Consider the following 20,601-nt stretch of genomic DNA (forward strand, 5'->3'; position numbering starts at 1 on the left):
GGAGGCCTTGCAAAGTACAAGAAGTCGAACGGGGGTGAAACATCGGAAATGGGCACAAAAAAGGCCGGGATTGCTCCCGGCCTTTTTTGCGGCGCTCTTTCTCTTTAGAAAGAGCGCTCGGCTTCCAAAAAGCCGTGCAGATGGCGCAGCCGGGTCGGGTGGCGCATCTTGCGGAGGGCCTTGGCCTCGATCTGCCGGATCCGCTCGCGGGTGACGCGGAACTGGCGGCCGACTTCCTCGAGGGTGCGGGAGTAGCCGTCGACCAGGCCGAAGCGCTGTTCGATGACGGCGCGCTCGCGCTCCGTGAGGGTGTGGAGGACGTGCTTGATCTTCTCCTTGAGGAGGGCGTAGGCCGTCATCTCGGAGGGATTCTCGGCGGTCTTGTCCTCGATGAAGTCGCCGAAGGTCGTGTCGTCGCTGTCCCCGACCTGGGCCTGGAGGGAGATCGGCTGCTGGGCCATCTTGAGGATGGCGCGGACGCGCTCGACGGCCATCTGGATTTCGTCGGAGATTTCCTCGGGCGTCGGCTCGCGGCCGAATTCCTGGACCAGCTGCTTCTGCACGCGCATCAGCTTGTTGATCGTCTCGATCATGTGGACCGGGATGCGGATCGTCCGGGCCTGGTCGGCGATGGAGCGGGTGATCGCCTGCCGGATCCACCACGTGGCGTAGGTGGAGAACTTGTAGCCGCGGCGGTACTCGAACTTCTCGACCGCCTTCATGAGGCCCATGTTGCCTTCCTGGATGAGGTCGAGGAAGGAGAGGCCGCGGTTCGTGTACTTCTTCGCGATCGAGATGACGAGGCGGAGGTTGGCCTCGACCATCTCGGTCTTGGCGCGGAGGGCCTTGCGGAGCCACTCCTTCATCTCGAGGTGCTCCTTGCGATAGAGGGCGATCGACATGCGGGACTGGGTCTCGATGTCGGCGATCTGGTGGTTCAGGTCGGCGATGCGGGAGAGGGTCTCCTTGCTCCGGGACTTGCTCTTCTCGAGCTGGGCCTTCTCGGCCTCGACTTCCTCGAGGCGCTGGAAATGGGCGTCGCTGATGGCGGCGAAGTCCTCGATGACCTTCTGCTTGTAGAAGAACTTCGTGAAGAGCCGCTCGAGGGCGGCCTGCTGCTTGTCGTACTCCTTCTGGAGGGCGGCGGCCTTCGGGCCGGTGCCGGCCTTGGCGAGCTTCGCGTAGAGGGCGTCAAGCTTGTCGGAGGAGGTCTCGACGCTGCGGGTGAGGCCCTTCAGGGAGCGCATGTACTTCTCGCGCCCCTCGATCTTCTTGTCCTGGATGATCCGGTCGAAGCGCTCGCGGCCCTGCTCCAGCTTGTGGGCGAGGTTGAGGTATTCGCGGGCGATGAAGCCGAGGCGGTTCAGGCCCTTCTGGACCATGAGCTCGGCGTCCTCGATCCGCTTGGAGATCTCGACCTCCTGCTCGCGGGTGAGCAGGGGGACCTGGCCCATCTGCTTCAGGTACATCCGGACGGGGTCGTCGAGGATGTCGAGCTTGGCTTCCTTGTCCTCCTCGACGGCTTCCTCCTCGGCGGCGACGGGCTGCTTGAGGTTGTCGACCTCGGAGCTGTCGATGACGTTGATCTCGAGGTTCCGGAGGAAGACGAGGACGGCGTCGATCTCGTCGGGGCCGACCCCTTCGGGGAGGCCGTCGTTGAGGTCGTCGAAGGTCAGGTAGCCCTGTTCCTTGGCGAGCTTGACGAGTTCGCGGAGGCGGTCCTGGCGCTCGGGATGCTGCGCCCAGATGGCGGAGAGCTTCGCCGAGGCGTCGCGGTCGTCGAGGGAGAGGGCTCCGCCGGCGGCGACGCGGGCGGCGGCTCCGCCGATGGCGGGCGCTTCCTTCGGCACGGTCTGCTTCGGCTTTTCCTTTTCGGTTTCCTTGGCCGACGCCTTCGCGGGCTTGGCCGCGGCCTTCGGGGCGGGCGCCTTGACGGGGGTCTTCGGCTTTTCCTTGCTGGCGGGTGCCTTGGCCTTGGCGGCAGGTTTGCCCTGGGTCTTCACCGCCGGCTTGGCGGCTTTGGCTTTCGCGGGAGTGGGGGCCTTTTTCGAGGGGATCGAGGAGGTCTTTTTGGTGGGCTTACCAGCTTTGGGCATAGGGGAGGGGATTGGCGTGTCGACAGCGAGGGTAACTAGAACGGAGCCGGGGATTTAAGGGGAAAAGTGGAGCCTGAAACTTTACGGGGGGTGCCCTGTCAAGTCAAGTGATGTGCTTGCGTTTAATGTAACTTATTCCAGGGGTGCGGGTTATATCCCGATTTCCGCGCCTTGCCGGGGGGCTGCCCGGGGCTCTTTTCAGCGCGCGCCGCGCTTCAGTTCCATGAACTCGCGCGATTTGGCGAGGAGTTCCTCGGGGGAGAGGATCCCCGATTTGATTTCCTGCTCCAATTCGCGGATGCGGCGATCCGTTGCTTCGCGGGCGATTTTGGCGAGGACGGTCTCGCAGAGTTGGGCGGGGGTGACCTCGCTGTCGAAGGTCGGCGGCTCCAGCAGGAGACGGGCGATGGCGTTGCGCTCGGGCTCGGCGAGGGTGGCCATGAAATCGGCCTCGTCCTCCCACGCGCCGTCGCCGTGGAGGATGAGGAGGAGCTGGAGGAGATGGCCCCCTTCGAGGAAGGAAAGGGCGGCGGGATGGAGGCCGCGCTGGATGGCGGGGACGAGTTCCGGGTGGTGGAGGGCGAGGGCGAGGAGGCCCTCGACCTTCGGATCGCCCTTGTAGGGCGGCGCGGGGGCCTCGGGCGCGGCGTGGTCGGCGTCGACGTTGTAGTCCCGCTCCTCGTCCTCGGGATGATGCGGAGCCCCGCCGATCGGCTGGGGGCCGTCGAGGAGGGAGGGGGGCTGCCGGGGGGCGTTCTTCACCGCCCGCTCGGCCCGGGCGATCTCCTGCTGGAAGGCGGCGAGGGTGACGCCGAGGCGGGTGGCGACCTCGAGGGCGGTCCGCTCCCGGGCGATGATGCTCGGGATCTTCGCGACGACGGCGGCCATCCGCTCGGCGACGAGGCCCCGGCCCCGGGCGGTCGAGACGTCCTGCTCCCGGCAGGCGACGGTGAGGGTGTGGTGGACGTAGTCGGGGGCCGAATCGAGGATCGGGCGGAGCGCGGCGGCCCCGCCGCGGCGGAGGAGGCTGTCGGGATCGTCCCCGGCGGGCATCGTGGCGATGCGGACGTCGATCCCGGTCTCGAGGAGGATCTCGGCGCTGCCGAAGGCGGCCTTCTGCCCGGCGCGGTCGGCGTCGAAGCAGATGACGACCTTGTCGGTGAAGCGTTTCAGCAGGGCGGCGTGGCGGGCGGTGAAGGCGGTCCCCTGCGGGGCGACGGCGTTGCGGATCTCGTGCTCGTAGCAGCGGATGAGGTCGATCTGGCCTTCGCAGAGGAGGGCCCAGCCCGAGTCGCGGATCCCCTGCTTCGTCTTGTCGAGGCCGAAGAGGACCTTGCTCTTGATGAAGATCGGCGTCTCGGGGGAGTTGACGTACTTGGCCGCCTTCGCCTCGGCGTCGAGGAGGCGGCCGCTGAAGGCGACGACGCGGCCCGTCTCGTCGCAGATGGGGAACATGAGGCGGCCCCGGAAGAGGTCGTAGCGGCGGCCCGATTCCTCGTTCACCTTCACGAGGCCGGAGAGTTCGAGGATCTCCTTCGTGAAGCCCTGCTTCAGCGCCCAGTCCAGCGTCGTGGTCCAGCCGTCGGGGGCGTAGCCGACCTGGAAACGCTTCGCCAGCTCGCTGCCGAAGTCGCGGCCCTTCAGGTAATTCCGGGCGACCTCGGCGGCCTTGTCCTTGTGGAGGAGTTCGGCCCACCACGCGGCGACGACCTCGTGGAGGCGGAGGAGCTGCTCGCGGGTCGAGCGGTCGCTGCCGCCGCCGCCGGGCTTGAACTGGTTTTTCTCGGGGATCTCGATGCCGGAGCGTTCCGCGAGGCGGCGGAGGGCTCCCATGAAGTCGAGGTTCTCGTAGAGGCTGACGAACTTGAAGACGTCGCCCCCCTGCTGGCTGCTGTAGCAGTAGAAGAGCTGCTTGTCCGGATGGACGTAGAAGGAGGGGGTCTTCTCCCGGTTGAAGGGGCTGAGGCCCCGGAACTGCTGCCCCGCCCGCTTCAACGGGACGTAGTTCCCGATCACGTCGACGATGTCGCTCGCCTGCCGGACCCGCTCGACGATTTCCTTGAAATCGTCTCCTCCCTGGGGGGTGGCGGAACGAGGGGAAAAAGCCATGGGCTTGCAATCATACGTGGCGATTCCTACAAACGCAATTGTGTCCCGCACCCGGTTTTCCGTTTTGTCCCGTTTTGGGGTCTGTTTTGGTCTGTCGCTTTTGCCTCTTTTGAAGTTGAGCGCGCAGGATCCTGCCGCGACCCCTGCCGCCCCCGTGGTCAAGAGCCGGGTCCTCCAGGTCGAGCGTCCCCAGATCGTCGACAAGCTCTCGGTGAACGGGGCGGCCGTGGCGCAGGAATGGCACGACGCGCTCCTCGCCTTCACGGGGAAATCGACCGAGGCCGCCGCATGGCAGGCCCTCGGCGTCGTCCCGAACGACGTCGTCGGGCTGAAGATCGAGGCCAACGGCAGCGCGATCATGTCGACCCGGGCCGAGTTGATCGTCGCCATGGCGAAGTCGCTCCACGCGGCGGGGATTCCCTACGAGCGGATCGTCGTCTGGGACCGGGACGCGCGGTTCCTCGCCGGGACGGCCTACGAGAAGTTGACCACCGGCTCCGCCTGGAGCCCCGACCGTCCCTATCGCGTCGCCTCGGTCCTGCCGGTCGAGCCCGGCTCGCCCGAGACCGGGTTCGATCCGAAGCTTTTTGTCATCAACGAGAATGCCGGGCGCCTGATCTGGGGCGATTATCTCTTCCGCGGCAAGAGCCGGGACCAGGTCCTGAAGAACATCGACACCTTCGCCGAAGACCCGAAGGCGGGAGCGAAGAAGGACGACGCCCCGGCCTCGCCCTCGGCTTCCTCCTCCACGTCGAGCAGCGGCGATCCCGTCCTCCCGAAGGGCGAGATCCAGGAGCAGGTCAGCACCCGTTCCTACGTGGCGAAGCTGGTGACGCAGACCTGCACGAAGATCGTCAACGTCCCCGTGATGATCGACCACGGCGGCGTCGGCCTCGGCGGCTGCCTCAGCTCCCTCGCCCTTGGGAGCGTCGACAACAACCGGCGTTTTTCCCAGGAGGGGGTCGCGGGCGATCCGTTCATCGGGGAGCTCCTCCTGAAGGAGGTCTTCAAGAAGAAGGTGATCCTCAACGTCATGGACGGCCTCATCGCCCAGTACGCGGGCGGGCCCGACTTCGTCCCCCAGTTCACCCACAGCATCGGCTGCCTCTATCTCTCGAACGATCCCGTCGCCATCGATTCCCTCGTCCTCGCCCGCTTCGAGCCGTGGCGCGTCGAGGCGAAGGTGACGCCCATCGGCGACCTCGCGAAGCACATCAAGGGGGCCGCCGAGCTCGGCGTCGGGACGAGCGATCCGGCGAAGATCGATTTGATCCGGCTCCCGTGATGGGGCAGAGTGGAGGGCGATGCCCCACCCCGTTCCCGATCCCGCGAAGGACCCCGTCGACCGCCTGATCGAGCTCATGGCCCTCCTCCGCAGCCCCGGGGGCTGCCCGTGGGACAGGGAACAGACCCACGTCACCCTCCGGCCCGGGCTGATCGAGGAGACCTACGAGGTGATCGACGCCATCGACGCCTGGGGCGGGACGGGCGATTCCTCCCACCTCCGCGAGGAGCTGGGCGACCTCCTTTTCCATCTCGTCTTCCACGCCCGGCTGGCCGAGGAGCGGGGCGATTTCACCTTCCGCGACACCGCCTCCGACGTCGTCGAGAAGCTGATCCGCCGCCATCCCCATGTCTTCGGCGACGCGAGCGCGGGCGACACGGCGGCGGTGCTGCGCAACTGGGACCAGATCAAGAAGGCCGAGAAGCCCGAGCGGACCGGGACCCTCGACGGCGTCCCCCTCCATCTCCCCGCCCTGATGCGGGCGCAGGAGGTGCAGAAGAAGGCGGCGAAGGTCGGCTTCGACTGGCCCGATGCCGACGGCCCCCGGGAGAAGATCGCCGAGGAACTCCGCGAGATCGTCGATGCCCTTGCCGAGGGTGCCTCCAAAGACAAGATCGCCGACGAGGCGGGCGACCTCCTCTTCTCGGTCGTCAATTATCTCCGCCACCTGAAGGTCGATTCCGAGACGGCCCTCGCCGGGGCGACGCGGAAGTTCGAGGGCCGCTTCCGCGCCGTCGAGGCCGCGGCGGCGACGGCGGGCAAGCCGCTGGCGAAGGCATCCCACACGATCGAGGAACTGGAGGAACTATGGCAAAATCACAAAGCAACCGAGGCCGGGTGAAAGCCGCCGCCGACTGGCGGCACCGCCTCCATGATCCCGCCTTCATCGCCCGCCGCGCGGCGGCGGCGGCGAGGAAGCTCGGCCTCCGCCGCCGCGTCCTGGCGCGGACGGGGGAGGGGGTGATCGAGGCCTACGAGAGCGTCGGGCAGGGGGTCCGGGGCGAGGTCCGGCCCCGCGTCTATCTTTCGGCCGGGATGCACGGGGACGAGGCCGGGGGCGTCGAGGCGATCCTCCGCTGGATGGAGGGGAAGGGGAACCGCTGGGCCGCGCAGGTCGATTTCACCCTCGTCCCGTGCATCAATCCGGGCGCGATCCGGGGGAACACGCGGAACGGCCCCGACGGCCTCGACTGGAACCGGGGCTTCGCCTGGACGGCGCCCCACGCGGCGATCGACGCCCTGAAGGCGGGCGTCCGCTCGCGCGGCCCGTTCGACCTCGCCCTCCTCCTTCACGAGGATTACGACGGGTGCGGCCTCTATCTCTACGAGCTCAACACGGCGGGCGAATCGTGGGGGAACGCCCTCCTGGCGGCGGCTCTCCCTTTCCTCCCCTCGGACGGGCGGGCGAGCATCGACGGCTCCCGCTCGAAGGGCGGCCTCATCGCGCGGAGCCTGGAGAGCCCGACGCTCCGGGCGCGGCTCGCCCATTACGGCGTCCCCGAGGCGGCCTGGCTCGTCGCCACCCGCCTCGCGCCCCGCGTCTACACGCTGGAGGCCCCCTCGGAATTCGACGTGGAGCGGCGGGCCGACGGCCTCCGCGCGGCGGTCGACCGGGCGCTGACGCTGTTGGTCGAGGAAAAGGGGCGCTAAGAAGGTCTCAAGAAAGGTCTTTTAGCGGGCGGAAAGGACCGCTAAAAAAACCGGGTGAGCGAAAAAATCGCCAAGATCGGTTACTTCGGCAAGGAAGGCAGCTTCTCCCATCGGGCGGCGCGCCTCCGCTTCGCGTCGGCTTCGCTCGGGGCTTATCCCCTTGTCGATCAGGCGTTTGATGCCCTCGTCCGGCAGGAGGTCGCCGCCATCGTCGTCCCCATCGAGAACGCCTCGAGCGGGACGATCACCGACACCGTCGACCAGCTGATCCGCCTCCATGCGGGGGGCGAGGAGAACCGCTACCTCGTGCGGGAGTGCCTCTCGATGCCGATCCACCTTGTCCTCCTTTCGGTCGAGGCCGCGGTTCCGTCCGGAGTCCCCTACCGGAAAATCTTCTCCCACCGCGCCGCCCTGACCCATGCCCGGTCGTGGCTGCGGGAGACCTTCGCCGGGGCCGAGCTCGTCGAGGTGGAGAGCACCTCCCACGCCGCCCTCCTCGCGAAGGAGCAGCCCGGCACCGCGGCCCTCGCCGGGGAGCAGGTCGCCGAGGAATACGGCCTCGTCGTCGTCCGCCGCGACGTCCAGGAGGCGATCGCGAACCGGACGAAGTTTTACGTCGTCGGCGCGGCCTTCCCGGACTCGCAGCCGGCCAGCCACACCAGCCTCGTCTTCGAGGCGGCCCACCGGCCCGGCAGCCTCGCCATCGCCCTCAACGCCCTCGCCATCCAGGGCCTGAACCTGACGATGATCCAGTCCCGTCCGATCCCGGGCCGGTTCGACGAATACCGCTTCTTCATCGAGTTCCAGAACGGCGGGCGCGAGGAGGAGGCCGTCCGGGCCCTGCGCGGGGAGACCGATTCCCTCTCCGTCCTCGGCTCCTATCCCATCGTCAATCTCTCCTAATCGCTTATGCCGCGCCTTCCTGCCGACCGTCTGGACGCCCTCCTGGGGCGCTTCGCCCACCTGAAGGTCCTCGTCCTCGGCGACCTGATGCTCGACGAATTCCTGTGGGGCAAGGTCTCCCGCATCTCGCCCGAGGCCCCGGTCCCGGTCGTCGAGGTCCAGCGTTCGGAATCGTATCCGGGCGGCGCGGCGAACGTCGTCCGCAACCTGGCCGAGTTCACGCCCCACACCGCCGTCGTCGGCGCGGTGGGGCGGGACACGTTCGGCGAGACGCTGAAGGGGCTCCTCTCCACCCACGCGAGCGACGTCTCGGGGATCGTCGAGGTCGGCGATCGCCACACCATCCACAAGATGCGGATCATCGGGCGGCAGCAGCAGATCGTCCGGGTCGACCGGGAGAAGATCGCCCCCCTCCTCCCCCGGGACGCGGCGACGGTCATCGCTTTCCTCAAGCGGGAGATCCCGAAGTTCGACGCCGTCATCATCGAGGATTACGGCAAGGGCCTCATCACCCAGGAGATCGTCGACGCCACGATCGGCGAGGCGCGCCGCCACGGGAAGATCGTCACCGTCGATCTCAACCCGAAGAACCCCCTCAACTGGAACGGCGCGACGGCGGTGAAGCCGAACCGGCCCGAGGCGATCGCCTGCGCGGGCCTCCATGAGGATTCGCCGACCGCCGACGGCGTCGACGTCGTCCGGCAGGCTGCCGCGATCCTGCGCGAGCGGTGGCAGACCGATTACCTCCTGATCACCCTCGGCGAGGAGGGGATGCTCCTCTTCGACAAGGACAAGCCCGCCCCCTACCACACGCCGACCCAGGCGCAGAAGGTCTTCGACGTCTCCGGCGCGGGCGACACCGCCATCGCTCTCTTCACCCTCGCCCTCGCAGCGGGGGCGACGGGGATCGAGGCGGCCGAGATCTCGAACCACGCCTCGGGCGTCGTCGTCGGGAAGCTGGGGACCGCCACGCTGACGCTGGCCGAACTGCGCGAAAGCCTCCTTTCCTCCTCCGCCGTATGAGTTCCGCGAGAAAGGCCGTCTTCCTCGACCGGGACGACACGATCATCTGGAACGTTCCCTATCTCAACGATCCCGCCGGAGTGAAGGTGATCCCGGGCGCGCCCGAGGCGCTCCGCCTCCTCGCCGGGGCGGGGTTCGAGCTCTTCGTCGTCAGCAACCAGTCGGGCATCGGCCGGGGGAAGGTCACCCACGACCAGCTCCGCGCCGTCACGGCGGAGATGCTGCGGCAGCTGGGGGAGGGGATCGCCTTCCGCCACATCTATCATTCCTACGGGGACCCGACGCTGCGCGGCAGCTCCGCCGCCGACCTCGCGACGCGGAAGCCGTCCCCCCTCCTCGTCCACCGCGCGGCGGTCGAGTACGGGATCGATCTGAAGAAGTCGTTCTTCATCGGCGACCGGCTCGGCGACATCCTCTGCGGGCGGAACGCGGGGTGCCGCACGGCCCTCGTCCATACCGGGGAGAACGGCAAGGAATGGCCGATGGCGGGGCGCTTCGCCGACTTCGCCGCCGATTCCCTCGGGGAGATCGCGGCGTGGATCAAGGCCCAGGCCTAAGTCAGTTTTTTCCGCAGATGAAGACCGTCATTGTCATCCCGGCCCGCTACGGCTCGACCCGTTTTCCCGGGAAGCCCCTCGTCCTGATCCGCAACAAGCCCCTCGTCCAGTGGGTCTGGGAGCGGGCGAAGAAAAGCCGCCTCGCATCGGGCGTCGTCGTGGCGACCGACGACGAACGGATCTACCGCGCGGTCGAGTACTTCGGCGGCGACGTCGTGATGACCTCGCCCGGCCATCCCTCCGGCACCGACCGGATCGCCGAGGTCGCCCGGAAGCCGAAGTGGAAGGCCGACCTCTACCTCAATGTCCAGGGCGACGAGCCGCTGATCGTCCCCCGGGAGATCGACCGCCTGATCGAGGCGGCGGCGGCCTCGAAGGCCGAGATGGCGACCCTCGCCCACCTCGTCGAGACCGAGGCCGAGGCGGCGAATCCCAACGTCGTGAAGGTCGTCCGGGCCGCCAACGGCGACGCGCTCTATTTCTCCCGCTCCCCGATCCCGTTCTGGCGGGACCGCCCGCAGGGGAAAGCGAAGCCGAAAAAAGGGGCCGAGGCTCCCGTCCTCTGGCGCCATATCGGCGTCTACGCCTACCGGGCGGCGGCCCTCCGGCGATTCGTAACCCTTTCTCCCGGAACGCTTGAAAAGGCCGAATCGCTGGAGCAGCTCCGCGCCCTGGAGAACGGAATGCGGATCACCGTCGTCCCGACGAAAATGCGTTGTCAGGGCGTCGATGCGCCCGCAGACTTGGCCCTTGTTCAAAAGCTCTTGAAATAGCCGGAAATCGTCACAAATCGCACTTAACCGTCCCGTTCCATGCCCCATCCCAAATACATCTTCATCACTGGCGGCGTCGTCAGCTCCCTCGGCAAAGGCCTCACCGCCGCCTCCCTCGGCACCCTCCTCGAAAAGCGGGGCCTGAAGGTCACCCTCCAGAAGTTCGACCCCTACCTCAACGTCGATCCGGGAACGATGAGCCCCTTCCAGCACGGAGAGGTCTACGTCCTCGACGACGGTGCCGAGACCGACCTCGACCTCGGCCACTACGAGCGTTTCACCTCGGCTCCCCTCTCCAAGCGGAACAACCTCACCACCGGCCAGGTCTACGAGACGGTCCTCATGAAGGAACGGCGCGGCGACTACCTCGGCAAGACGGTCCAGGTCATCCCCCACGTCACCGACGAGATCAAGAAGCGGATCCGCGAGGTCGCCGCCGAGAGCAAGTGCGACGTCATCATGACCGAGATCGGCGGCACGACGGGCGACATCGAGGGCCTCCCCTTCCTCGAGGCGATCCGGCAGTTCGCCCTCGAGGTCGGCCCGGAGAACGCCCTCTTCATGCACGTCACCCTGATCCCCTACATCAAGGCGGCGGGCGAGCTGAAGAGCAAGCCGACCCAGCAGAGCGTCGCGAAGCTCCGCGAAATCGGCATCCAGCCGCACATCCTCATCTGCCGCACCGAGTACCCCCTCGACCGCGACACCCGGCAGAAGCTCTCCATGTTCTGCAACGTCCAGATCGACGCCGTGATCGAGGAGATGGACGTCAACCACAGCATCTACGAGGTCCCCCTCATGCTGGAGCGCGAGAAGCTCGACGACCTCGTCTGCAAGCACCTCCGCATCGAGAACCCGAAGGGCGACATGTCCGACTGGCAGTCGTTCATCGCGAACCTCATCGCCCCGAAGCACCGGATCAACCTCGCCGTCGTCGGCAAGTACATCGAGCACCAGGACGCCTACAAGAGCATCTACGAGTCCCTCGTCCACGCGGGCGGCGCCCTCGCCACCGGCGTCGAGATCACGAAGATCGATTCCGAGGACATCGAGTCCGAGGGGGCCGCGAAGTTCCTCGAGGGGATGGACGGCATCCTCGTCCCCGGCGGCTTCGGCAGCCGCGGCACGGAGGGCAAGATCATGGCGGCCCAGTTCGCCCGCGAGCACAAGATCCCCTACCTCGGCCTCTGCCTCGGCATGCAGATCGGCGTCATCGAGTTCTGCCGGAACGTCCTCGGCCTCCGGGACGCGCACAGCACCGAGTTCAACGAGAAGAGCCCCCATCCCGTCATCGCGCTGATGAACGAGCAGCACGACGTCGTCGACAAGGGCGGCACGATGCGCCTCGGCAGCTCCCCCTGCCACCTCGTCGAGGGGACGAAGGTCCGCGAGGCCTACGGCCAGCCGGTCATCGACGAGCGCCACCGCCACCGCTACGAGGTGAACAACGCCTATCGCGCGCGGATGGAGGAAAACGGCCTCACGATCGCCGGGACCTCGCCCGACGGGAAGCTCGTCGAGGTCATCGAGCTGAAGGACCACCCCTGGTTCGTCGCCTGCCAGTACCATCCCGAGTTCAAGTCGAAGCCGAACGCCGCCCATCCGCTCTTCATGGGCTTCGTGAAGGCGGCGCTGGCCCAGCACTAGTCTCCCGACCGTGAGCGTCCCCCCCCTCCTCCTGATCTCCGGCCCCTGCGTCATCGAGACGGAGGAGCTGACCCTCCGCATCGCGGCCGAGCTGAAGCGGCTCGCCGCCGAGGCGGGGCTGAAGCTCGTCTTCAAGGCCTCCTTCGACAAGGCGAACCGCTCCGGCGCCGGGGCGCAGCGCGGGGCTGGCCTCGTCGAGGGGCTCCGCATCCTGAAGAAGGTGAAGGACGACCTCGGCCTCCCCGTCACCACCGACGTCCACGAGCGGGAGCAGATGGAGCCGGCCGCCCGGGTCGTCGACATCCTCCAGATCCCGGCCTTCCTCTGCCGCCAGACCGATCTCCTGGTCGCCGCCGCCGAGGCCGCCGCGCGGCATGGCCGGAGCGTCAACGTGAAGAAGGGGCAGTTCCTCGCCCCCGAGGACACCGACAACATCGCCGAGAAGCTGATCGCGGCGGGATGCAACGATTACTGGCTCACCGAGCGGGGGACGACCTTCGGCTACCGGAACCTCGTCGTCGACATGCGGGGCCTCGCGAAGATGAAGGCGGCGGGCCACCGGGTCATCTTCGACGCCACCCACTCCGTCCAGCAGCCCGGCGGCCTCGGCAAGGCGACCGGCGGAGACGGGGCGATGGCTCCCGTCCTCGCCCGGGCCGCCGTCGCCGTCGGCATCGACGGCCTCTTCATCGAGACCCATCCCGATCCGAAGAGCTCCCCCTCCGACGGGCCGAACATGATTCCGCTTGCCGAGATGGGGCCGCTCTTGCGTAAGCTCGTCCGGATTCATGAGGCGGCGCACGTTTAACTTCGGGGCTCTTGGAATCGGCTTGCTGGGGGGAATCGTCCTTCTGGCCCCGGCCTCCCCCCTCCGCGCCCAGCAGATCGGCGCGATGCCCCTCGGCTCGGAGATCAAGGGCTTCTCCATGCCCCAGCGGAACACCGCCGGGGAGATGGAGGCCAACATCGCGGGCGAGACGGCCAAGGCCGTCAGCATCAGCCGCACCGCGATCCAGGGCCTCCACGTCGATCTCTACAGCGATGGCAAGGTCGCCTCGGTCATCACCGCGCCGAAGTGCGATTTCTGGAACCTCGAGCGTCGCCTGAGCGGCTCCAGCGGCGTCGCCATCCAGCGGGCCGACCTCCAGATCCGGGCCGATTCGTTCGACTGGGACTTCAAGACCCAGACTGCCCTCCTGCGGAACAACGTCCACGTCGGCCTCGGCAAGTTCATCGTCGGCGTTCCCGCCGCCTCGGCGGCTTCCCCCTCTTCGGCTTCTTCCGCTCCTGCCGCCCCCACCGCACCTTCCACCGCTCCCACTCCATGAAAGCCATCCCCGCCCTTTTCATCGCCCTCTTCCTCGGGTTGACCCTTCCCGCCGTCAGCCAGACCGCGCCCGAGGAAACCACCGTGAACGCCGATTCGTGCCGCTTTGACATGGGGCAGAAGCAGGCTGTCTTCACGACGAACGTCTCGGTCACCTCGAAGGGGTTCTCCCTCAAGACGAAGGAACTCACCGTCTTCTTCTCGAAGAGCCCGGGCGGCAAGGTCGAGCGGATGCTGGCGCGGGGCGACGTCGACATCGTGAGCGACGGCCGTGCCGCCAAGGCGGCCCAGGCCGAATACATCGCCGAGGACGACCGCCTCATCCTCACCGGCTCCCCGCAGGTGACGCAGGGGAAGGACGTCATCACCGGGACGACGATCACCCTCTATCGCGGCTCAAACCGGATGGAAGTCGAGGGCCGCAGCCGCCTCGTCATCGGGCAGGACTTTGGGAAGTCGGCGGCCCAGCCGACGCCTTGATCCCTCCGATCATCTTCGTTAACACGACCTAAGCGCGATCGACTGCCTCGGCCGCGCGGAACCCGCTCCACGCCGCCCCTTCGATCGTTCCCGGGAGGCCGGTATCGGTCCAATCGCCGGCGAGGTGGAAATTCGCCCACGCGGTCTCGGAACCGGGCCGGATCTTTTCGACGGCGGGCGTCGCGCCGAAGGTCGCGCCCTTCCCCTTGTAGATAAAGCGGTGGACGACCCGCGCCCCTTTCGCCGACGGGAGGAAGCGGGTGATTTCAGCCATGGCCTGGGATTCCATCTCCTCGGCGTTCATCTCCCGCTGGGCCGTCGCCCCGCTGATGACGACGACGTAGGCGTAGCCGAGGCCCGACGGTGATTTTTCCCCGGTGATCGCCTGGCGGTCGAAGAGCCAGTGGATCGGCGAGTCGAGGAAGCCGACGAAGAGCTTCCCTTCGGTCATGATCGGTTGGTCGAACCAGAGGTGGAGGCTGACGATGGGGGAATCGGGAATCGCCGCGCAGGCGGTGCGCAGGGGGCTCTCCTCCGGTAGCAGGCCGCGCAGGGCGTTCCAGGGCAGGGCGCTGACGACGTGGCCGGCGCGATGGACGGTGCCGTCGAGGGTCTCGGCTCCGGCGATCTTTCCGTCCTCGATGAGGAGGCGCTTCACGTGGGCGCCGTGGACGACCTTCGAGCCGCACCAGCGGTGGAGGGTCTCGGCGGCGGGGGAGAGGAGTTCCCCGAGGCCGACGCGGCTGACGATGAGCTTCGAGCCGTCGGCCGAGGCGAGGAGCGCCCGCGTCAGGACGGTGGCGAGGAGCTGGGCCGAGGAGCCGGCGAGCGATTGGTTCAGGGCGGCGAGGCAGAGCGGTTCCCAGAGCGCGTTGACGAGGCGGGGCGGCTGGCCGAGCCGTTGCAGCCAGGCATCGGCGGTCTCGTCCTTGCCGGGCTGGTGGCCGAGGCGGAGTTGAATGCCGAGCTGCAGCGCGGCGAGGCGGTCGCCCCACGTCAGTTCCTTGTATCCCGCCAGCGCGGAGAGGAGGTGGAACGGCGCGGGGAGCCGCAGCGCGGTGAGGGCGGAGGCCCCGCGCGGGCTGAGGAAGGGGACGTCGAGGCGGTCCTGGATGTGGAGCTTGCCCCGGGCGTCGAGGGTGTCGAGGAGGGCGAGGCTCGTCTCGTAGCAGCCCATGAGGACGTGCTGGCCGCTGTCGAGGACGTCGCCCGACTTCGCTTCCTTGAAGCTGCTGGCGCGGCCTCCGAGAGTCGGCTTCGCCTCGAGGAGGGTCACCGTGTGGCCGCGATGGATCAGGTCGATCGCGGCGGCGACCCCGGCGAAGCCGCCGCCGAGGACGAGGACGTGCTTCGGCGGGGGAGGGAGGGGGGACGCCTTTTTCTCCCGCCGCTTCGCGCGGAGGATCGCGAGGACCTTCTCCGGCTTCGTGAGGCCGACGTTGTGGGTGAAGACGTCGAAATCGTGCTTCTCGATCTTGTCGAGGATCCCCTCGTAGACCTCGCGCATCACCTCGGCGGCGATGAGGTTCGGACGGTCGTGCGGATCGATCAGGCGGAGGGCCTTCGCGTAATAGTGGCGGGCGCGGAAGGCCTGGAACTTGAGGAACTTCCTCATCTGGCTGTTCCGCTCCCCCCCGGCCGCCATGCGGAAGATGTCGGCCTCGGAGAGGCCGAACTCGGCCATCTCGTCGGCGGGGAGGTAGACGCGGTCGATCGTCGAGTCCTTCTTCACGTCCCGCAGGATGTTCGTGAGCTGGAAGGCCATCCCGAGGGCGACGGCGTATTCCTTCGTGACCGGGTTCTTGTAGCCGAAGATCTCGATGCTCGCGAGGCCGACGGCGCTGGCGACGCGGTAGCAGTACTGCTCCAGCTCGGCAAAGGTGGCGTAGCGCGATTTCACGAGGTCCATTTCGACGCCGTTCAGGATCTCGTCGAGCGGCTCCTGTGGGATCTTGAATTCCCCAACGATCTCGCCGAGTTCCCTGCCGAGGGGGGAGAGGGGCTGGTCCTTCCCGCCGGAGCAGGCCCGGGCGACCTCGGCGCGCCAGAAGGCGAGCTCGACCCGCTTCTCCTCGAGCGTCAGCGTCTCCTCGTCGGAGGCGTCGTCGACGACGCGGCAGAAGGCGTAGAAGATCGCCATCCCCCGGCGGCGATGAGCGGGGAGGCTGCCGAAGGCGAGGGCGAGGTTCGAGCCGCTCGACGCCGTGATCTGCGCGGAGGAGGGGAGGGCGGCGGCGGTCGGGGGCGGGGTGGCGCTGCTCATGGTCAGAACGTGAGGAGAGTGCGGAGGAAGAGGAGGGGGATGTCGAACTTCGAGAGCTTCGGCCGCGTGCGGAGGGTGTCGTAATCGAGGGCCTCGATCTTCTTGAGGATCGTCGTGCCGCCGAGCCACGTCACGGCGATCTCCCACTTCAGCGGGATGGGGAGCGTCTTGCTCAGGCCCTTGCCTTCGTCGAAGAGCGCCCATGCCTTCGCCACCTGGTTCTCCACGAGGGTCCGGAAGGCGGGGGTCGAACGGCCCGCCTTGAGATCGTCGACGGTGACGCCGAGGGCGGCCATCTCGTCCTGCGGGAGGTAGATGCGGTCCTTGAGGAGGTCGACCGAGATGTCCTGCCAGAAGTTGGCGACCTGGAGGCCGGTGCAGATGGCGTCCGACTGGCGGAACTTCTCCTCGTCGCGATGTCCGTTGAGGAGGAGGACGAGGCGGCCGATCGGGTTCGCGCTGCGGCGGCAATAGTCGAGGATCTCGGCCTGGTTCGCGTAGCGGGTCTTCACCACGTCCTGCTGGAAGGCCGAGAGGAGGTCGGTGAAGAGGCTCTTCGGCAGGTCGAGTTCCTTGATCGTCGCATGGAGGGCGATCAGGATCGGCTCGTTCGCCATCTCGGCGGCGGCGGGATCGGCGAGGCCGACCTCCCATTTTTCCAATGCGGCGAGGCGCTCCGCCGGGGTCGGCTGCGGGGGGATCTCCCCGCCGAAGTCGTGGCCCGAGGCGTAGCCCTCGTCGGCGAGGTCGTCCGTGTGGCGGGCGAAGGCGTAGATCGCGTGGACGTGGCGGATTTTCGCCTTCGGCATGAGCCAGCCGACGGGGAAGTTCTCGTAATGGGCCTTCGTCAGGGCGGTGCAATGGGCGTACGCCTCGGAGAGGGAGACGGGAGTTTGGGTCGGGCTGGAACTCATGAAAGAAGGCATCAGTTTCGTCGGGGAGGGCAGGGGGAGGCAATCTAATTTAACCCCTTGTACCGGGACGCCGTTTGTGCAAAACAAAGGGATGTCCCCGCTTGCGATCCCGCGCGTCTACGGCCTCACCGGCGGCATCGCCTGCGGGAAGACGACCTTCGCGGGGCTCCTGGAAAAGCGGGGCTGGACGGTCGTCGACAGCGACGCCATCGCCCATCGCCTGATGCTTCCCGACGGGGAGAACTGGCAGAAAATAGTTGACGCTTTCGGTCCGACGATCCTAAATAGCGACCGTACGATCAATCGGGCCGCCTTGGGAGACGCCATCTTCCGGGAGCCCGCCCTGCGGGAGAAACTCAATTCCCTCACCCATCCCGCCATCCGCAAGGTCTGGCAACAGGAACGGGAAGGCTTTTTGAACCGGCACGCAGGGGACGCGACCGCAAGGTTGGTCATCGTCATCCCGCTTCTCTATGAGGCGGGGTTGGAAAGCGAATTTTCAACCCGTATCACCATCGGCTGTAGCGCAGCCTCGCAGGTCGCGAGAATGCGCGGGCGAAGCCTTAACGAAGAACAAATCGAACATCGCCTCCGCAGCCAATGGCCGCTGGAGGACAAGATCAAGCGAAGCGATTTCCTCATCTGGAACGACGGGACGCTTTCCGCCCTGGAACGCCAGGGCCTCCGCCTTCCCTGATTTCCCGTCACCTTTATTTTTATCGGTCCGCCGCAGGCGCGGGGGGCCACCCGGGATCTTCGCATCCCGCCCGCGACGACGCGGGCATCCAAGCGAGACGCGGCTTTCCCCCTCCTGAAACAAACGGGAGGGGACGAGAGACGCGGTTTCAACGACACGAACACACCACCACACGTTATGAGAATGCAACGCCGCCGCTCCCGCCGAGGGGGAAAATATTCCGGTCAGGGAGGTCAGGGAGGACAGGGCCATGGCAATCAGGGCCACCTCGAGGGTCTTCCCCGCGACGTCGAGGACGATATCCCGCCCGCCGATTACCGGCCTGGCCAGGGCTCGAGCTACGGCCAGGGAGGCTCCCACGGCTATCAAGGCCAGTCCCACCCCTCCAACGGTGACGGCCCCGCCCCCGTCGCCCTCGGGCCGGACGGCAATCCCCTCCCGCCCGCCGAGCCGGTCCTCGGTCCCGACGGCCAGCCGATCCCCTACGTCCCGCCCCCGCCGCTCCCGCCCGCCGGCCCCCTGGCCCTCGGCGAGCTCCAGGCCCTCAGCTTCCAGGAAATCCAGAACCGCGCCGTCGAGTACCACATCGAGAACCCCGGCCTCCTGCGCAAGCACGAGCTGATCTTCGAGATCCTCCGCCGGAACGCCCACCGCGGCGGCCCGATCTTCGGCGAAGGCGTCATGGAGATCCTGCCCGACGGCTACGGCTTCCTCCGTTCCCCGGCCTACAACTACTTCCCCTGCCCGGAAGACGTCTACGTCTCCCCCTCTCTCATCCGCCGTTACGGCCTGAAGCGGGGCAACCTCATCTCCGGCCCGATCCGCTCGCCGAAGGACAAGGAACGCTACTTCTCCCTCCTCCGCGTCGACAAGGTCGAGAACGACGACCCCGAGAAGGCGCGCAGCCGCATCCTCTTCGAGAACCTGACGCCGCTCTTCCCGACGCGCCGGATTCTCCTCGAGGGCAAGGACAAGGATAAGGACGTCTCGATGCGGGCCGTCGACCTCATCACCCCGCTCGGCTTCGGCCAGCGCGGCCTGATCGTCGCGCCGCCCCGCACCGGCAAGACGGTCCTGATGCAGAAGATCGCGAACAACATCGCGGCGAACCATCCCGAGGCCCATCTCGTCGTCCTCCTGATCGACGAGCGTCCCGAGGAAGTCACCGACATGGAGCGTTCCGTGAAGGCCGAGGTCATCGCCTCGACCTTCGACGAGACGCCCGACCGCCACGTCCAGGTCGCCGAGATGGCGATCGAGCGGGCGAAGCGGATGGCCGAGAACAAGATCGATGTCGTCATCCTCCTCGACTCGATCACCCGCCTGGCCCGCGCCTACAACACCCTCCAGCCCCACAGCGGCAAGATCCTCTCCGGCGGCGTCGACGCGAACGCGTTGCACAAGCCCCGGCGCTTCTTCGCCGCCGCGCGCAACCTGGAGGAGGGAGGCAGCATCACCATCCTCGCCACCGCCCTCGTCGACACCGGCTCGAAGATGGACGAAGTCATCTTCGAGGAGTTCAAGGGGACCGGCAACATGGAGGTCCACCTCGACCGCGCCCTCATCGACAAGCGGGTCTATCCCGCCATCAACATCCCGAAGTCGGGCACCCGCAAGGAAGAGCTCCTCTACCACCCGGACGAACTCCCCCGCATCCACATGCTCCGCCGCGCGCTCAGCTCCGTGCCGCCCACGGAGAGCATGGAAATCCTCCTCGAACGCCTGAAGAAGACGAAGAACAACATCGAGTTCCTCATGGCGATGAACCTGAAGGATTAGCCCTTGGATTAGTTTTTTCTCTCTTTTGAGTTAAAAACTTTCACCGCCCGGTTCTCTGAAAAGAGGCCGGGCGGCTTGCGTTCCGGGGGGGATTGCCTCTATAGTAGCCCCTCCCACCCATGCACATATTCGTTACCGGCGGCGCCGGATACATCGGTTCGATCTGCGTCGAGGAGCTTCTCAACGCGGGCTATCAGGTCACCGTTTTCGACAGCCTCGTCGAAGGCCACAAGCTGGCCATCGAGCCTCGGGCGAACTTCATCCAGGGCGACCTGGGGGACCGCGACTTCATCTTCAAGACGATGGCGAAGGTGAAGCCCGACGCCGTCATGCACTTCGCCGCCTTCGCCCTCGTCGGCGAATCGATGACGAACCCCTCGAAGTATTTCATCAACAACCTCGCCAACGGCATCAACCTGATCGACGCCATGGTCGCCGCCGACGTGAAGAAGCTCGTCTTCTCCTCGACCTGCGCCACCTACGGCATCCCCGAGAAGGTCCCGATGGACGAGCGTCTCCCCCAGAAGCCGATCAACCCCTACGGCCAGTCGAAGCTCATGTTCGAGCAGGTCCTGAAGTGGTACGACCAGATCCACGGCCTCGTCCACGTCAACCTCCGCTACTTCAACGCGGCGGGCGCCTCCGCCTCGGGCAAGTACGGCGAGGACCACCGCATCGAGACCCACCTCATCCCGAATGTCCTGAAGGTCGCCCTCGGCCAGAAGGAGCAGGTCGACATCTTCGGCGACAAGCACGCCACGCCCGACGGCACCTGCATCCGGGATTACATCCACATCATCGACCTCGCCGCCGCCCACATCCTGGCGCTGAAGCGGGAGACGAGCAGCTACTACAACCTCGGCACCGGCGAGGGCTACTCGGTCCAGCAGGTCGTCGACGTCGCCCGCAAGGTGACCGGCCATCCGATCCCCGCCGTGGCGAAGCCCGCCCGGGCCGGCGATCCGCCCCGACTCGTCGCGGGCGCCCACAAGGCGCAGAAGGAACTCGGGTGGAAGCCCCAGTTCAACCGCCTCCAGCCGATCATCGAGAGCGCCTGGAACTGGCACAAGGCCCACCCGAACGGGTACGGCGATTGAT

General features: G+C 67.0%; 18 protein-coding genes. 14 read left to right on the plus strand and 4 right to left on the minus strand.

Translation table 11 applies throughout. The features are described 5' to 3' along the window. Nucleotides 1–104: 104 nt before the first annotated feature. Entirely contained in the window at nucleotides 105–2,096 is a 1,992-nt protein-coding gene (gene rpoD, locus BLU04_RS17175; RefSeq protein ID WP_093285025.1) for an RNA polymerase sigma factor RpoD, read from the minus strand. A gap of 198 nt (nucleotides 2,097–2,294) precedes the next feature. Then, complete coding sequence (gene dnaG, locus BLU04_RS09290; RefSeq protein WP_157895244.1) at nucleotides 2,295–4,205, minus strand: DNA primase; 1,911 nt, start codon at nucleotides 4,203–4,205, stop codon at nucleotides 2,295–2,297. A 115-nt stretch (nucleotides 4,206–4,320) separates the two neighbouring features. Here dnaG and BLU04_RS09295 point away from each other — a divergent pair, with 115 nt between their 5' ends. Genes BLU04_RS09295 through BLU04_RS09345 form a run of 11 tightly spaced genes read left to right on the plus strand, consistent with a single transcriptional unit; the run spans nucleotide 4,321 to nucleotide 13,850 of the window. Beyond that, nucleotides 4,321–5,490 (plus strand): DUF362 domain-containing protein, encoded by a 1,170-nt coding sequence (locus BLU04_RS09295; protein ID WP_162274666.1) that lies wholly within the window; start codon nucleotides 4,321–4,323, stop codon nucleotides 5,488–5,490. Between the two features lie 19 nt (nucleotides 5,491–5,509). Next, on the plus strand, nucleotides 5,510–6,331 hold the full coding sequence (gene mazG, locus BLU04_RS09300) for a nucleoside triphosphate pyrophosphohydrolase (RefSeq protein ID WP_093285030.1): 822 nt from the start codon (nucleotides 5,510–5,512) through the stop codon (nucleotides 6,329–6,331). Further along, nucleotides 6,298–7,140 (plus strand): M14 family metallocarboxypeptidase, encoded by an 843-nt coding sequence (locus BLU04_RS09305; RefSeq protein WP_093285032.1) that lies wholly within the window; start codon nucleotides 6,298–6,300, stop codon nucleotides 7,138–7,140. Before mazG ends, BLU04_RS09305 begins: the two co-directional genes overlap by 34 nt. A gap of 54 nt (nucleotides 7,141–7,194) precedes the next feature. After that, nucleotides 7,195–8,043: a prephenate dehydratase domain-containing protein gene (locus tag BLU04_RS09310; protein ID WP_093285035.1), complete on the plus strand. Its 849-nt coding sequence runs from the start codon at nucleotides 7,195–7,197 to the stop codon at nucleotides 8,041–8,043. Nucleotides 8,044–8,049: 6 nt separating this feature from the next. Next, complete coding sequence (locus BLU04_RS09315) at nucleotides 8,050–9,066, plus strand: PfkB family carbohydrate kinase (protein WP_093285037.1); 1,017 nt, start codon at nucleotides 8,050–8,052, stop codon at nucleotides 9,064–9,066. After that, entirely contained in the window at nucleotides 9,063–9,623 is a 561-nt protein-coding gene (locus tag BLU04_RS09320) for an HAD-IIIA family hydrolase (RefSeq protein WP_093285040.1), read from the plus strand. The genes BLU04_RS09315 and BLU04_RS09320 overlap by 4 nt, the downstream gene beginning before the upstream one ends. A 17-nt stretch (nucleotides 9,624–9,640) precedes the next feature. After that, nucleotides 9,641–10,396, plus strand: a complete 756-nt coding sequence (kdsB, locus tag BLU04_RS09325; protein ID WP_093285042.1) for a 3-deoxy-manno-octulosonate cytidylyltransferase — start codon at nucleotides 9,641–9,643, stop codon at nucleotides 10,394–10,396. A gap of 39 nt (nucleotides 10,397–10,435) precedes the next feature. Further along, nucleotides 10,436–12,043, plus strand: coding sequence for a CTP synthase (locus tag BLU04_RS09330; protein WP_093285045.1), 1,608 nt, complete (start codon nucleotides 10,436–10,438; stop codon nucleotides 12,041–12,043). A 10-nt stretch (nucleotides 12,044–12,053) separates the two neighbouring features. Continuing rightward, nucleotides 12,054–12,851, plus strand: a complete 798-nt coding sequence (gene kdsA, locus BLU04_RS09335; protein ID WP_093285048.1) for a 3-deoxy-8-phosphooctulonate synthase — start codon at nucleotides 12,054–12,056, stop codon at nucleotides 12,849–12,851. A 22-nt stretch (nucleotides 12,852–12,873) separates the two neighbouring features. Further along, complete coding sequence (locus tag BLU04_RS09340; protein WP_093285050.1) at nucleotides 12,874–13,371, plus strand: hypothetical protein; 498 nt, start codon at nucleotides 12,874–12,876, stop codon at nucleotides 13,369–13,371. Next, nucleotides 13,368–13,850 carry an LptA/OstA family protein gene (locus BLU04_RS09345; protein WP_093285053.1) on the plus strand — a complete coding sequence of 161 codons (483 nt, stop codon included), beginning with the start codon at nucleotides 13,368–13,370 and terminating at the stop codon, nucleotides 13,848–13,850. Before BLU04_RS09340 ends, BLU04_RS09345 begins: the two co-directional genes overlap by 4 nt. A gap of 28 nt (nucleotides 13,851–13,878) precedes the next feature. Here BLU04_RS09345 and hpnE read toward each other — a convergent pair whose 3' ends face one another. Both hpnE and hpnC read right to left on the minus strand, forming a co-directional pair. Further along, on the minus strand, nucleotides 13,879–16,113 hold the full coding sequence (gene hpnE, locus BLU04_RS09350) for a hydroxysqualene dehydroxylase HpnE (protein ID WP_093285055.1): 2,235 nt from the start codon (nucleotides 16,111–16,113) through the stop codon (nucleotides 13,879–13,881). A gap of 2 nt (nucleotides 16,114–16,115) precedes the next feature. Beyond that, nucleotides 16,116–17,027, minus strand: coding sequence for a squalene synthase HpnC (gene hpnC, locus BLU04_RS09355; protein WP_093285058.1), 912 nt, complete (start codon nucleotides 17,025–17,027; stop codon nucleotides 16,116–16,118). Nucleotides 17,028–17,118: 91 nt separating this feature from the next. Here hpnC and coaE point away from each other — a divergent pair, with 91 nt between their 5' ends. The 3 genes from coaE to galE all read left to right on the plus strand — a co-directional run bounded on the left by coaE (nucleotide 17,119) and on the right by galE (nucleotide 20,600). Beyond that, nucleotides 17,119–17,724: a dephospho-CoA kinase gene (gene coaE / locus BLU04_RS09360; protein ID WP_157895246.1), complete on the plus strand. Its 606-nt coding sequence runs from the start codon at nucleotides 17,119–17,121 to the stop codon at nucleotides 17,722–17,724. Nucleotides 17,725–17,901: 177 nt separating this feature from the next. Further along, nucleotides 17,902–19,503: a transcription termination factor Rho gene (gene rho, locus BLU04_RS09365; protein ID WP_343124796.1), complete on the plus strand. Its 1,602-nt coding sequence runs from the start codon at nucleotides 17,902–17,904 to the stop codon at nucleotides 19,501–19,503. A 119-nt stretch (nucleotides 19,504–19,622) separates the two neighbouring features. Beyond that, on the plus strand, nucleotides 19,623–20,600 hold the full coding sequence (galE, locus tag BLU04_RS09370) for a UDP-glucose 4-epimerase GalE (RefSeq protein ID WP_093285063.1): 978 nt from the start codon (nucleotides 19,623–19,625) through the stop codon (nucleotides 20,598–20,600). Nucleotide 20,601 lies beyond the last annotated feature (1 nt).

Origin of the sequence: Verrucomicrobium sp. GAS474 (genome assembly GCF_900105685.1) — a bacterium.
In the GTDB taxonomy this organism is placed as follows: Bacteria; Verrucomicrobiota; Verrucomicrobiia; order Methylacidiphilales; family GAS474; genus GAS474.

Coding starts and splice junctions, on each gene's coding strand:
- rpoD (WP_093285025.1), bottom strand. CDS start 2,096: ATGCCCAAAGCTGGTAAGCCCACCAAAAAGACCTCCTCGATCCCCTCG.
- dnaG (WP_157895244.1), bottom strand. CDS start 4,205: ATGGCTTTTTCCCCTCGTTCCGCCACCCCCCAGGGAGGAGACGATTTC.
- mazG (WP_093285030.1), top strand. CDS start 5,510: ATGCCCCACCCCGTTCCCGATCCCGCGAAGGACCCCGTCGACCGCCTG.
- BLU04_RS09305 (WP_093285032.1), top strand. CDS start 6,298: ATGGCAAAATCACAAAGCAACCGAGGCCGGGTGAAAGCCGCCGCCGAC.
- BLU04_RS09315 (WP_093285037.1), top strand. CDS start 8,050: ATGCCGCGCCTTCCTGCCGACCGTCTGGACGCCCTCCTGGGGCGCTTC.
- BLU04_RS09320 (WP_093285040.1), top strand. CDS start 9,063: ATGAGTTCCGCGAGAAAGGCCGTCTTCCTCGACCGGGACGACACGATC.
- kdsB (WP_093285042.1), top strand. CDS start 9,641: ATGAAGACCGTCATTGTCATCCCGGCCCGCTACGGCTCGACCCGTTTT.
- BLU04_RS09330 (WP_093285045.1), top strand. CDS start 10,436: ATGCCCCATCCCAAATACATCTTCATCACTGGCGGCGTCGTCAGCTCC.
- BLU04_RS09345 (WP_093285053.1), top strand. CDS start 13,368: ATGAAAGCCATCCCCGCCCTTTTCATCGCCCTCTTCCTCGGGTTGACC.
- hpnE (WP_093285055.1), bottom strand. CDS start 16,113: ATGAGCAGCGCCACCCCGCCCCCGACCGCCGCCGCCCTCCCCTCCTCC.
- hpnC (WP_093285058.1), bottom strand. CDS start 17,027: ATGAGTTCCAGCCCGACCCAAACTCCCGTCTCCCTCTCCGAGGCGTAC.
- coaE (WP_157895246.1), top strand. CDS start 17,119: ATGTCCCCGCTTGCGATCCCGCGCGTCTACGGCCTCACCGGCGGCATC.
- rho (WP_343124796.1), top strand. CDS start 17,902: ATGAGAATGCAACGCCGCCGCTCCCGCCGAGGGGGAAAATATTCCGGT.
- galE (WP_093285063.1), top strand. CDS start 19,623: ATGCACATATTCGTTACCGGCGGCGCCGGATACATCGGTTCGATCTGC.